Source organism: Orientia tsutsugamushi (genome assembly GCF_900327275.1).
Taxonomy (GTDB): domain Bacteria; phylum Pseudomonadota; class Alphaproteobacteria; order Rickettsiales; family Rickettsiaceae; genus Orientia; species Orientia tsutsugamushi.
In genome coordinates, this window is the sequence record NZ_LS398548.1 from 1,087,545 (window position 1) to 1,101,242 (window position 13,698).

9 protein-coding genes and 1 pseudogene are annotated in these 13,698 nt (G+C 28.9%); 4 read left to right on the top strand and 6 right to left on the bottom strand.

Annotated features, from left to right (window positions below):
• Positions 1 to 125 precede the first annotated feature (125 nt).
• Positions 126 to 2,066 (bottom strand): primosomal protein N', encoded by a 1,941-nt coding sequence (locus tag DK405_RS05730; RefSeq protein ID WP_045912271.1) that lies wholly within the window; start codon positions 2,064 to 2,066, stop codon positions 126 to 128.
• Positions 2,067 to 2,252: 186 nt separating this feature from the next.
• Here DK405_RS05730 and metG point away from each other — a divergent pair, with 186 nt between their 5' ends.
• Both metG and DK405_RS05740 read left to right on the top strand, forming a co-directional pair.
• The gene (gene metG / locus DK405_RS05735; RefSeq protein ID WP_045912272.1) at positions 2,253 to 3,788 is read left to right on the top strand and encodes a methionine--tRNA ligase; all 1,536 of its coding nucleotides are present in this window, start codon (positions 2,253 to 2,255) and stop codon (positions 3,786 to 3,788) included.
• 12 nt (positions 3,789 to 3,800) lie between these two features.
• A complete protein-coding gene (locus tag DK405_RS05740) occupies positions 3,801 to 4,589 on the top strand; it encodes a TatD family hydrolase (RefSeq protein ID WP_045912273.1) in 789 nt (262 codons plus the stop codon).
• 39 nt (positions 4,590 to 4,628) lie between these two features.
• Here DK405_RS05740 and DK405_RS15740 read toward each other — a convergent pair.
• Together DK405_RS15740 and DK405_RS05755 are read right to left on the bottom strand one after the other, a co-directional pair.
• Positions 4,629 to 4,706: pseudogene (locus DK405_RS15740) on the bottom strand (transposase); the annotation flags it as partial.
• Positions 4,707 to 5,920: 1,214 nt separating this feature from the next.
• Entirely contained in the window at positions 5,921 to 6,751 is an 831-nt protein-coding gene (locus DK405_RS05755) for a mechanosensitive ion channel family protein (RefSeq protein ID WP_231840804.1), read from the bottom strand.
• A 1,082-nt stretch (positions 6,752 to 7,833) separates the two neighbouring features.
• Between DK405_RS05755 and DK405_RS05760 the strand changes: the two genes are divergently transcribed.
• Complete coding sequence (locus DK405_RS05760; protein ID WP_045912275.1) at positions 7,834 to 8,499, top strand: septal ring lytic transglycosylase RlpA family protein; 666 nt, start codon at positions 7,834 to 7,836, stop codon at positions 8,497 to 8,499.
• Positions 8,500 to 9,310: 811 nt separating this feature from the next.
• Here the strand turns inward: DK405_RS05760 and DK405_RS05765 are convergent.
• Complete coding sequence (locus DK405_RS05765) at positions 9,311 to 10,618, bottom strand: repeat-containing protein D (protein WP_045912276.1); 1,308 nt, start codon at positions 10,616 to 10,618, stop codon at positions 9,311 to 9,313.
• A 491-nt stretch (positions 10,619 to 11,109) separates the two neighbouring features.
• On the opposite strand from DK405_RS05765, the gene DK405_RS05770 reads away from it, so the two are divergent.
• Positions 11,110 to 11,367 (top strand): hypothetical protein, encoded by a 258-nt coding sequence (locus DK405_RS05770; RefSeq protein ID WP_231967650.1) that lies wholly within the window; start codon positions 11,110 to 11,112, stop codon positions 11,365 to 11,367.
• Between the two features lie 86 nt (positions 11,368 to 11,453).
• Here DK405_RS05770 and DK405_RS05775 read toward each other — a convergent pair whose 3' ends face one another.
• Positions 11,454 to 12,029: an HD domain-containing protein gene (locus DK405_RS05775; RefSeq protein WP_064612851.1), complete on the bottom strand. Its 576-nt coding sequence runs from the start codon at positions 12,027 to 12,029 to the stop codon at positions 11,454 to 11,456.
• Positions 12,030 to 12,261: 232 nt separating this feature from the next.
• Positions 12,262 to 13,698, bottom strand: a complete 1,437-nt coding sequence (locus tag DK405_RS05780; RefSeq protein ID WP_109510619.1) for a replicative DNA helicase — start codon at positions 13,696 to 13,698, stop codon at positions 12,262 to 12,264.

The following is a 13,698-nucleotide window of genomic DNA, read 5'->3' on the forward strand; positions in this document are numbered from 1 at the left end:
AATTTTTCATAATTATGATGCGATATTATCTCATCATCAATATATAGCACCAGTATCTAATCTGTGTCTTATATCAAACTCATGTTTATATTACTATCTCTCATTTTACAGAAAGTCTAAAGTTATTAATAGAAATTGTATGGATCAATATCTATTTTCACGCTAACTCTTTTAGAGTGAAATGACAAAATATTCCAGTTTTTGATGTAGCTGCGAATATCTAGTTTTTTCTCAAAAATCAGTAATATTCTAAAACGATATTTATTTTTCAATTTGTATAATAACGCAGGAGCTGGGCCTAATATTCTCAAACTGGAACATGGCTTAGCAGTTCTAACAATGTTTTTTGCTACCTCTTGAGCATTCTGTTCCAAAGTAGATATAACACTAATAGCAACAAATTTAGTTGCTGGAGGCATATTATTACTAATTCGTAAATTCATTTCATAGTTAATAAAATCATCATCTTTGTAATTAATAAGATATTTTAATAGTGAACTATCAGGATAATAAGTTTGTATATAAACATGTCCTTTATCTTCTTCTCTGCCAGCTCTCCCTGCTACTTGATTAAGGAGCTGGTATGTCTTTTCATTAGCTCTTAAATCACCACCATATCCTAGGTCAGCATCAATTATTCCAACTAGTTTTAGATTTGGAAAATGGTATCCTTTTGTAAGCATTTGCGTGCCAATTATAATATCTACTTCATTATTAATAATTTGCTGTAAAATTTCAGTACTATCATCAAGAGTACTAGTAGTATCTCTGCTAACAATTGCTGTTTTATATTTAGGAAAATATACTTTAACTTCCTCAGCAATTCTTTCAATTCCAGGTCCATAAGCTGATAATGTTTCTTCGTTACATTCAGGACAAAATTGAGCAAATGTTTTAAAACCACCACAATGATGACATTGCAATTTATTTTTTGACTTATGAAAAACCAAGCATGAAGAACATGATGAACACGTAAAGCGAAAACCACAATTACGACATAGTATTATGGGAGCATACCCTTTACGGTTTAAAAATAACAATATTTGTTTATTCAGTTTTAAAGTTTGCTCCATAGCATTTTTCAAGCTACTAGATAACCACATTCCATTTGGTAAATGTTCCTTCTTCATATCAATAATATTGATATTAGGCAGAGTGGAACTGCCAAATCTACTTTTAAGCTTAACAAAACTGTATTTCTTATTATACGTATTATATATACTCTCAAGAGATGGAGTTGCTGAAGCTAAAATTACTGGTATATTAGCAATATGCCCTCTCATCACCGCCATATCTCTAGCATTATACAGTATATTATTTTCTTGTTTGTATGATTGATCATGTTCTTCATCTACTATAATTAATCCAAGCGATGAGTATGGTAAAAATATGCTACTACGTGTACCAATAACTACTTTTATTTCATTAGTTAATATTCCTCGGAGTGTTTTTTTCTTTAAAGATTTACTAACAGATGAATTCCATATAACTGCATTAAATTTAAATCTACTAGCAAATCTAAATGCTATATGATTAGCAAGATTAATTTCCGGCATTAGTAGAAGTACCTGTAATCCCTGTCTCAATGCCTCAGCAATCAAATGGAAATATACCTCTGTTTTACCTGACCCTGTAATACCTTGCAGTAAGGTTGCGCCTGTAGTTTTTCTAATAGCATCAAATGCTAACTGCTGTTCTGGCGACAGATCTAGCAACTGAAATAAATTATGATTAACCTCTTGCGACTCGGCAACATATGGTTTCTCATTTAATTCAATAGGTAAAGTCATTTTTGCTACAGTTCCTAAATCTGCTATATAGTACCTTGCTACAATATCAATAAACTTTAAGTTTATTGGCTTAATAGAATATCCTTGAAATTGCTTTGCTATAATTTCCTTAATGTTTTTGTGTTGTGGAATAATATTAACTTCCCATACAATACCAGTAATTTGCTTGTTTCTAAAAGGAACAACTACTAAATCTCCAATGGATAACAAATGTGTAGTTGATTTATACTCCAGCGGAAATAACCTTAGCTTTGGTAATAATACTCTAATAAACATGAGTTATTAATAAACTTGCTTAAAGTATATTTATAGATTAATATACTTTATTCTCAAATATTAAATTCTGTACAATAAACAGACATATTAAAAATTATCAAGTAAAGATTTATTTGACTTAATAAATTTATCAGCTAATCATAAAACAAATTTTCATGATATTTTGAGATATAATATTATTATACTATGAAAAGCAAATATTATATTACTACTCCTATATATTATGTTAACGATATACCTCATATTGGACATGCATATACTAGCATTCTAGCAGATGTTTATGCTAGATTTATGAGGTTACTAGGAAAAGAAGTAATCTTTTTAACTGGTACTGATGAGCATGGTCAAAAAGTAGAAAAGGCAGCTAGCAATGCAGGTGTTTCACCTAAAGAATTTGTTGATAAGATAGCATCATCATTTGTAAAACTTAGTGTTGACCTTAATTTATCAAATGATGACTTTATTAGAACAACTGATACAAGACATATTAAAGCAGTACAAAAATTGTGGAATATTCTTGAGCAACAAGGAGATATATATCTTGGTAAATATTGTGGATGGTACGCAATCAAGGACGAAGCTTTTTATTCAGAATCAGAGCTTACTACTGATGGTAAAGCACCAACTGGAGCTGAAGTAGAATGGGTAGAAGAATCTAGTTACTTCTTTGCATTATCCAAATGGCAGCAAAAGTTACTAGATTGGTATGAAAATAACCATGATATCATTAAACCTGCATTTTTTAGAAATGAAGTAATCAACTTTATTAAAAATGGTCTTATTGACCTTTCAATTTCACGTACTACATTTAAATGGGGAATAGCAGTACCTAATGATTCGTCACACGTAATATATGTTTGGCTTGATGCACTAGTAAATTATATTTCTGCATTAGGTTATGCAAGTGATAATGGTACATTAATGACTAACTTTTGGCCAGCTGATCTTCATATAGTTGGTAAGGATATACTAAGGTTTCATGCTGTTTATTGGCCAGCATTTCTTATGTCGGCTGGATTACCTTTACCAAAAGCCATTTTAGTACATGGATGGTGGACTAATGAAGGACAAAAAATTTCTAAATCAGTAGGAAATGTTATTAATCCAGTTGAATTAACAAGTAAGTTTGGAATTGATCAAGTACGTTATTTCTTGTTACGAGAAATAACAATTGGTAACGACGGTAACTTTAGCAAAATCAGTTTTATCAATAGAATTAATAGTGAGCTATGCAATAAACTTGGTAATTTAGTCCATAGAACTTTGTCTTTTATTTATAAATATAATAAAGCTCAAATACCTCAAGTAGATGGAATAACTATTACCAATCTATACAAATCTGAATCACTCTTGTTAAAGATTGTTATGTTGAGCGACAATCTTGCTAATATAATTGATAATGAGAATGTTACTGTTATTCTAAATAGAATCATGGAAATTGTTAATCAAGCTAATATATACTTTGATCAGCAAGCTCCTTGGAAGTTTAAAGATAGCAACTCTCAGAAAATAGCAACAATATTATACACATTAATTGAAACTATAAGGTGCATAGCGATCTTATTACAGCCTTTTATACCTGAATCTGCAAATACAATTCTAGACTTAATAGCTATAGATAAAACAGAAAGAATATTTAGTTGTATTAATCGTTCTCATGCTATAAAACCAGGAAAAACTATTTTAGAACCAAAGCCAATTTTTGTTAAAATCGAAGAATAAAAGTAACAATGTATGTTAATTGATTCACACTGCCATTTAAATATGTTAACTGAACAAGACGCAGCGATTAAAAATGCCATAGCTAATGGTGTTAAATCTATGTTAACAATCAGTACTAACCTAACCGAATTTCCAGAAATATGCGCTATAACTCAAAAATATTCCAACATTTTTTCTTCAGTAGGCGTTCATCCAACTGAAGTAGCAAACTATCAGCATGTTAGTGCTGAGTTATTATCAGATTTAGCTCAAAATCCTAAAACTGTCGCTATTGGAGAAACAGGATTAGATTATTTTCATAATAGTTCAAATGAACATAAGTTACTACAAAAGAAAGTATTTATTGAACATATCAAAGCGGCTCATATAACTAAATTGCCTGTGATTGTACATACCCGAGATGCTGAACATGATACTTATGAAATCTTATGTAACGCATGTAAGAAATATGATTTTAAAGCTGTAATTCATTGTTTTACAGCCTCAAAAGACTTTGCTATTAAAATGTTAGAGCTAGGAATTTATATCTCAGTCTCAGGTATCATAACTTTTAAAAATGCAGAAAATCTAAGAAAAACTATTTATGATATGCCAATGTCTAGCATATTGATAGAAACGGATTCTCCATATTTAGCCCCTGTACCTATGCGAAGCAAACAAAATGAACCATCGTATTTAGTATATATTGCTGATGTAGTTAGTAGAATCAAAAATATTCCAGTTAATGAACTAGCAAAGATAACAACTAATAATTTTCAAAAACTATTCTTAAAGGCAGATATATACAACAGTTCAATATAAGAAGTATGTTTTATACTGCATAAATATTACACATTCGCTCTATATTTTGAATGTTTTATGCTTATAAATTCTCGAATTATGACACACAGCAAGCTTGGTTGAATCAATATAATATTTTTCTGTTTCTTTTCTTAATAGAGATTGATCATAATGCTACCTCACTCTTGTTAAACTGTTGCTGCAATCCTTATTGCTACTATGCTCTAACATATCTCATTATACCAAACGCTTGATATTATAACCAGCAGAGTTCTATATATAGTAAATTATGTCAAATAGATTTAACGATGAGCTAGCTTGAAGGTAGCAGTATCATCAAGAACATATAGTTAAAATTTTAGGAAAAGAATATAGCAAAACTACTATAAAACAATTATAACGCCAGTTTAGGATAAGAAAAGGCAGGGAAGGCATAATATAAAAAGTCTACGAGAGATAATGTACAATTAGATTATGCGATATATTTAAATATAATTTCAATTAATAATAGTTTATTTATTGCTCATATTTCTACAAGTATTAGTTCATAATACTATACTTAATAACCTGAACATTGACCATTGTAACACTTGTATATATATCTCTTTCTAACTGTTTCTTATTCTAAATTTGCATTTGCAAACATGCGAGCAATTAATAAATTGCTATTAATTAAAACTATATTTAATATATCACATAATTATAATTGCATATTATCTCTTGTATACCTTTTGTATTGTGCTTTCCATGCTTCTTCTTATCCTAAACTGGCGTTTATAATAATAAGATGTAGTAAAAAAGTAATTAGTATGACATATAAAGACAGACAGAATACTCATAAAAAAACAATGAGAACTGCTATGCTTTATCTAGCTTAAGGTTTTTGCCTAATAGAAAACTTTAGTAAGTATCTTAAAAAAAGAAGTATAAAAACAGGTTTAACTCTAGATATAAGCATTAAAAAAGCAATAACACTTATTCTTACTAAGTTATGCAATTTTTTTTATATATAGCTGGTGCTATTATACTTCTTTTTTGTAATCTCGCTTACCGCTTTCTAAGATTTATACCTTACTTCCAAGTTTAGCAAAAGGTATAATTTTGAGTGTTCTCACATGAAATACATTTAGCAGATAATTTGCTATGGTTCTTTTTCTCTCTTGTTCGAATACCTTCCTTTACTATGCAGATTTTAATTTAGCTTATGAATTAGTTGATATCTAGTATCTGTAATGATTTTGATCCCAGATAGAATATGAATGCTAGAGTTCTTAAGTATTCTAGCCAATCTTGATCATTATTTCTTAGCTTTTATTGCTCTTACTTTTTTAAGTTAAAAATTTATTAACACTTTACACTACAGTATAATATGAAATAGTAAATTCACTTTTTAATTGATTATCAATACTACAACTCAGATCATTTTCTACCATATAGATTGATGATATATCTGTTAAATAGCAAAAAAACTCAAGTTGATAAATATAGTGGCTAGAATCAATGTTAGTTAAGTAGCACCTTGGCAAAGGAGTATTACTTATCATTGGAGAATCTTCCATAATTTTTTCGATAGTTTTAATTGTATCTTTGCAACAATTTGAATTATACTTACCATTTCCTACCTTAGTAATTCTAAGCTCAGCCTTACATTTTATTATCTGAGTTGCAGAAGTCCAGTTAATTAAATTCTCCTGTATAATTTTACTATTAGGAATTAAAACTTTTACATTATTTTCATTAATGATAGTAATACATCTGCCTCCAATTGCACTAACAACTCCACTTACTCCAGCGACACTGATTATATCACCAATTTTAAATGGTCTTTCAATCATAATAATAACACTACTCATAAAATTATTAAAGAAATTTTTTGCGCCTAGCCCAATACCTATACCTACTCCTCCGCTAATAACAGCAAAAGCGCTTAATGGAATGTTAGACATTTGTAAAATTGTTATTAAATAAACAGCAGAGATTAACCATTCAAATATTCTCCCTAAAACTTTTGCTGTATGAAGTTCAGTAGTAATATGATTGACTATAGCTACTCTAACAAACTTTTTGAACTTTTTATAGTGTCTTATACCCAATAATAATAATACTGCAGCTAAAAATATATTGCCTACATAAATATCAGCATCTTGGCTGATGTGAACTAATGGAAAGTTCCATATTTCCAATATAATATTTAAAGCATCTTTTAATGTTTGAATCATAACTTATAGATATTTTATTAATGCAACCATCATGCAAAACAACAAAATAATTAATTTTCAAGCAACAAAGAAATCAAAATTAAAACTGCAGTAATCCTAATACAATATGATTTAGTATTTTAATTACATTATATATTTCACATTATATACTATAATACGTATTTTTATGAAAGGAAAAGATTGGTTGACATTAAGCATATTATATAATCAGACATGTTAACATAATTATGATTTATGCAAAAACAATATTCTTATGCACTTAAGTCCTATATTTAATAAAGCTATAGATTATGGACTAGTAGACGAAAATCCTGTTCATAAAATGAAAAGCATAAAGAAGAATCAATAAATAGATATGTAACAGAAAAAGAAATGGAAGACTTATCGCAGTGCTGAATGAGAATGATAATAGCAAATTAACCAGAAGCTGAAAAGAAATTAGATCGATTAGTAAAACTTTTTGCATTTATAGGTTTATGCACTGGAGCATGTTAAAAATAATATAGCAAAAATGCGGTAGGAAGAGATAAGATTTGTAGGGAAGATATTGTATATACCAAAAACTAAGAGCAAACATTGGAAAACACTATATATAGCTAGGTTGCAATAAAACAGTTTTATATATTTTTCGAAAAGCATATCTAGGTCATAGATAGCCAAACTATTATGACTGTTTTATAGCAGTTTAGCTATATGAAGTTATCAAGAAAGCGTAACACGGGAAATCCATACGTTACATTTGATGTGGCAGATGATTGAAACTTACATAACTAAACTACCAAACATTCACTCACACATGCCTTATAGGATTGAGATATGAAAATATTTCTTTGTTACCAGACACATTTCTTTCATGTTATAAGTTCCTTTTTAATTTATGCTATATTCTTTTCTTAAGTATAAATCTACTAATTTTTTGTAGTTTTAGCTTAATAAATTTAATTTTGTTAAGATTTAGTTTATACTTTTTTATTGCGAGATTACTTGAAATATTAAATTAATGTGTAGTAGTAAATGCTAATTCATAAAAATAAAACCTTAGTCAAATGAATCTTTTTCAGAAAATAAATATGCAGCTTATAGGTTTTGCTGCCAGTATACTACTATACAATCTTCCTTCTATATGCATAGCAGCGCAAAATAATTCAATATGCCAAATTAATAAGCAGTTACTAATTATGTCTGAAGGGCATTATAAAATAGGCAAGCCTTATAAAATAAATGGAAAGGTATATAGTCCTAAGCAAGTTGCTAACAATTTTCAGCAGGTAGGTTATGCATCTTGGTATAGCTGTAAGAATAGCAACAGTAAAACTGCAAATTCAGATACATTTAATCCATCTCATTTAACCGCAGCTCATCATATACTTCCTATGCCAAGTATAATAAAAGTAACTAATCTGCAAAATACTCGCACCTTGATTTTAATGGTAAATGATCGTGGCCCTTTTGAAAAACGTAGAGTTTTAGATATATCAAGACGTGGAGCAGAATTGTTAGGTTTTATACGCCAAGGTGTAACAAAAGTTAAAATAGAATTGATGCATTCTGAAACTCAGAAACTACTGAATATGATTTTATTTAATGTACCAAAGAGTATAATAGCTAAAAATATACTGTGTAGTACTGATTACTACATCAAATCACTAAATATGAAACATAAAACTTCTTACTATTACATAATGTTGAAAAATAAAAGAAAGCAACAATAGTAGTATTTACTCAAAAGTTACCTTTGAGATTTAACCATTTGTATTAAATAATTTAGTAATAAAGATCTTTTAAGATACAAGATAGTATAGCTGTAGGTTTCACAATCCTTTTTTGATGCAACTTCAAACTATAAGAACATAGTGCAATGTGAAGTTATATAACGCCAGTTTAGGATAAGAGAAAGCAGGGAAGGCATAATACAAAAGGTATACAAAAGATAATGTGCAATTATAATTATGTGATATATTAAATATAGTTTTAATTAATAGCCATTTATTGCTCGCATGTTTGCAAATGCAAATTTAGAATAAGAAACAGTTAGAAAGAGATATATATACAAGTATTACAATGGCCAATGTTCAGGTTATTAAGTATAGTATTATGAACTAATACTTGTAGAAATATGAGAAATAAATAAACTGTTATTAATTGAAATTATATTTAAATATATCGCATAATTTAATTGTGCATTATCTCTCGCAGACCTTTTACATTATGCTTTCCCTGCTTTTTCTTATCCTAAACTGGCGTATATGATAGTCATTTACAATGAGGTTCAAGCATAGAAAGAAGCAACAATAGGTTCATAAGATTCAGCAAATTGAGTAATTTGATTTCTAGTACCCATCTTCATACTAGCCCAAATTTTTTCTATCAGATTTAAATCTTGAGAATAAGGTAGCAAAAAAATAACTTTTTAATAGACAATTTTTGCAAGATATATCAAGAGTGGAAAAAAAGAGATTAATACCAAATAATAATCAAAGGATTATTATTAATTCTTACTTGATCTAATATCTCTTTTGATACTTATTCCAAGATGTAAGCAGAATACCCTGCTGTATCACTAAGGATGTAAGTCGATTCTCCTGCTAGATGACTAATGGAGACAGAAGTAGGACAATCTACATTAATGCTATTTTCTTGTTCATTTAGTGCTAGTTCTGTGATATTACCGTTATTTACCTCATGATTATTACACTGACGTTTATGAGTATAAAGATCTTCATGCTTATCATAACATAATTTTCGCTTTTCTACTGATGGCATAACTTCTTCAGTATACATCTGTCTTATTATTTGCAGATTTTCAATATTATTTTCTTGATAGCTTTCTATCGGTTGAGATTGATTGTTAACAGTTGAGTTATTTACTGCTTCGAATACTACATTATTTTTTACATCCTCTATAGCTAGCGAAAGCTCTAATATATCATTTAATTCTGGATCACTCGTATTTATCTCATTACTATTCTTTGCAAAATCACTATCTTCTAGATATATCTCATTCTGCATAGATACAGATTCTTCATAACAATATTGCACTTCTTCTGTAGCTACTAGCACAGAATCTGATATGTTAGCTAATTCTTGACTATTACTATGCGTATTTATCTCATCACTATTGGTTTCAATATCATCTTCTCTGTGTTTATCTATTATCTGAGATTGAGTATTATTGATTGTTAAGTTATTTGTTAATTCAGATACTGTTTCGCTTATTTTTTCATCATTATCATTATTTGTCTCTTGAATATTGCTATATTCTTTGAGCATGCTATCTATGACGTTTTTACGAGTTTCTAGATCCTTATTTTTCACAATATCTAATTTCTGTTCAAGTGTTTTGAAGTAGCTTACAAAATCTTTAACATTTTTCTGTGATTCTCTTTTTATCTCAAGAATTTTAAATAGTTTCTCCAAACAATCTTTAGCACTAAATTCTATATGACCTAACTTACCGGAAATAGCAGAAAAAGGTATGTCTAGGGTGTATAAGTATTTTAATATCTCAATATTTGAAGTTAATACGGTTAATGTGCCTGCTAATACATCTAGATTGATCGTACGATTCGAATAACATATCATACTTGTGATACTTGCAGCTTCTATTATTCTAGCTGGTTGTAGTAGTTTTTCTAAATTATCTAAGTCTAGCTTAGAAATGAATTTATCAAAATTTTCATTTGAGTAAGCACTTTCCTGATTGCCATGAAAAATTTTACTTAAAAATTTCTTCGACCATGGATGACCTTCTAATAATTTTGTTTCTAAGGCATCTTTGTTATCAAGGTATTGGTTGAAGGTATATAAACTATCTTGTTTTTCATATGTCATATAAGGCTTCTTTATTAATTCATTAAATAAAATTGCTTCCTATATACTCATTGTCTAAATAAATAATAACACAAATATAGCATTACTTAACTCAAAAACAAACAAAAAAACTAACAAAATTAAATTAATTTAAATTATCTATTAACAAATCTTAAGTTTCTACGTGAAGTTATTTATATAAACTAGAGTTTGATATAAAGTGATAGGTTATATGATAACAAGAATAAGAATTATATTTGTAACGCAGGATTAAGATAAGAAAAAGTAGAAAGAGATAATATACAATGGTAAATGTTAGGTTATTAGGTATAGTATTACAAAAGAATAATTGCACACATATTAGCAATAGAAACAACTATTAATTAAAATTATGTTTAATATATTACAAAATTATAGTTGTACATTATCTCTTGTATACCTATTACATTATACCTTTCATCTTTTTTTGCCATAAACTTACGTTAGAATATGTATAGAGCCAGGTAAACGAAATGTATTATATACAAGTAAGTTTTACTTTTAATACACTAAGATTAATAGTAGAAAAGCATTATTATTTATCTATATGGTGCATGCCTTATAAATCTAACCTAACTATTGTATACAATACTTACAATGAAAATTTACAGAAACAATTAGATGACTTTTTTACTCAACAATGTATGAATCGCAATGAAAGTAGCATTAGTGTTTTAGATATTGATCAATTTAGAGATTTTGTAGGTGATATATTATTAATTGAGCGATAATATATCTATGCCAAGCAGCTATGCTTGATTCTGCAAAGCAAAATATATATTAATGCTATGTTTGCTAGTTAGAAAAAGTTTGCATTCTAACTAACATAAAGCTCACAGTATTTATTTAGCTCTATGGTAATTTCTGGTAATTTAAGATATTGAGCAAGAGGTATAAATTCTTGCTGAGTTTCAATGACGATTTTTTGTCTTTTTCCATAAGGTTTTATGTGTATGGTTTGAATGTTATGGAATCTATCAAAAAGTTTGATCAGTAATAGTTCTGTTTTATTTTGGCTGCGTAATATTTGTATCATTTCCATAGCACTGATTTTCTTATTATCCCTAACTCTGGTAAGGTCTGAAACTTGTTCTGCAATATTAGCACCAAATTCGTACCTTATTCTTTCTTTAGTTAGTTTTGTGTCTTCAAGTGTATCATGTAGTATTGCAGTAATAATTGTATTTGTTTCAAAGCTGTAGTCTGATACCATGTACGCTACTTTCAATGGATGTGTGTAGTAGAGTTCTCCAGTATCTCTCTTTTGCTGGCCATGATATTCTTTAGCGTAAAGTATTGCTCTTTCAACTTTATCAAGATCAATTTTGGTGTTAAATCTTATGTTGGTTCTGAACACCTTATTTATTAAGCTCTCACTATAAAAATCTATCATTGTCCACCTCTAAATAGTTATTAATAAATTATACCATAATTTAAACTTTTTGTATACTCCAATCCCAGATAAAAACTGGAAAAGAAGCAAATTAAATTATAATTTTTTGGATTCAGTTATCACGATGCTAAAATTAATCTTAAGTTGCATATCTCTGGTGTTAATGAGTAAAATTTTGCTGTAATTTTTTTTTGGACCAGCATTTTTTCATTTATGCATAATCTAGTGTTTATTAAGCTTGCTGATAGTTTTTAACAATATTGCCAAATTTAGAATACCTACTATTATAGTGCAACTTCACTGTACCAACCTGACCATTACGGTGTTTAGCAACAATTATTTCAGCAGTGTTATAACATTTATTTTGTCTAGCTTTCCATTCTATGTGTTCTCGAGTACCTGGATCTGGTTCTGATCTAGATAGATAATATTCGTCCCGATATATGAGCATTACAATATCTGCATCCTGTTCAATTGAACCTGATTCTCGTAGATCTGAGAGAATAGGCTTTTTATCTGTCCTTTGTTCTACAGCTCTAGACAATTGAGATAATGCAATTACTGGAATATTAAGTTCTTTTGCAAGAGCTTTTAAGCTCTGAGTAATTTCAGAAATCTCCTGTACTCGATTATACTGACTTCCTCTGGAATCAATTTTTATTAGCTGTAAATAATCAATAAATAATATTGCTAAATTATGTGTACGTTTAAGTCTACGAGCTCGAGATCTAATTGCAGATATTGAGATTGCCGGAGCATCATCTATAAAAAAATTCCACTTTTGTATTTCATCTTGTACAGTCTTCAACTTATCAACATCTTGTTCACCTATTTTACCGTTAAATAATGCAGAGCTATTAATTTCAGATTCTATAGAAAGAATTCGAGTAGAGATTTGCTGAGATGACATTTCTAAAGAAAAGAATCCAACTGATGGTACTACATTATCTTTAGTATTTTTTTGAGTAAGAAAATATTTACAAGCATTTATTGCTAAGTTAACTCCTAAAGCAGTTTTACCCATTGAAGGTCTGCCAGCTAATATTATTAGGTCAGAATTTTTAAATCCTCCAAGCTTTGAATCAAGGTCAAGTAGTCCACTACTAATACCGTTAATAGAGTTTTTATTTTTAATAGCAGATGAAATTGATGTCCATGATTCTTCAATTGAAGTTTGTAATTTTGTAAATCCTTTACTTAAAGTTCCTCTTGCACCTAGATCATATAATTGAGATTCAGCAGTTTCGATCTGACTTATAGCTAAATCTGCTAAAGTAGAAGAATACGCATTTGTTACTATTTTTTCTCCAATTTCAATTAAATAACGCCGCAGCGCAAGGTCATATACTATTTTGCCGTACTCATTAACATTAACTATACTTAATGCTAAAGTTGTAAGTTTAGCTAGATAATCTACTCCACCTATTTCATCAAATGAGGGTTCATTGCCTAGCATATTTTTGAGCGAAATTACAGTAGCACTAATTCCTTTACTAATAATGAGATTAATTGACTTGTATATTTTGCCATGTAATGGTTCATAAAAATGTTCCGGCAGTAAAAATTCGTTAATGTTATATAGCGCACGATTGTTAATCAGAATTGCCCCAAGTATCATTTGCTCTGCCTGAATATTACTTGGAGCAATCTTTGCAAGATCTTTTTCCAT

Excerpts from the sequence above, each read along its gene's own strand:
- DK405_RS05730 (WP_045912271.1), bottom strand. The coding sequence starts at position 2,066 with ATGTTTATTAGAGTATTATTACCAAAGCTAAGGTTATTTCCGCTGGAG.
- metG (WP_045912272.1), top strand. The coding sequence starts at position 2,253 with ATGAAAAGCAAATATTATATTACTACTCCTATATATTATGTTAACGAT.
- DK405_RS05740 (WP_045912273.1), top strand. The coding sequence starts at position 3,801 with ATGTTAATTGATTCACACTGCCATTTAAATATGTTAACTGAACAAGAC.
- DK405_RS05760 (WP_045912275.1), top strand. The coding sequence starts at position 7,834 with ATGAATCTTTTTCAGAAAATAAATATGCAGCTTATAGGTTTTGCTGCC.
- DK405_RS05765 (WP_045912276.1), bottom strand. The coding sequence starts at position 10,618 with ATGACATATGAAAAACAAGATAGTTTATATACCTTCAACCAATACCTT.
- DK405_RS05770 (WP_231967650.1), top strand. The coding sequence starts at position 11,110 with ATGTATTATATACAAGTAAGTTTTACTTTTAATACACTAAGATTAATA.
- DK405_RS05775 (WP_064612851.1), bottom strand. The coding sequence starts at position 12,029 with ATGATAGATTTTTATAGTGAGAGCTTAATAAATAAGGTGTTCAGAACC.
- DK405_RS05780 (WP_109510619.1), bottom strand. The coding sequence starts at position 13,698 with ATGGAAAAAGATCTTGCAAAGATTGCTCCAAGTAATATTCAGGCAGAG.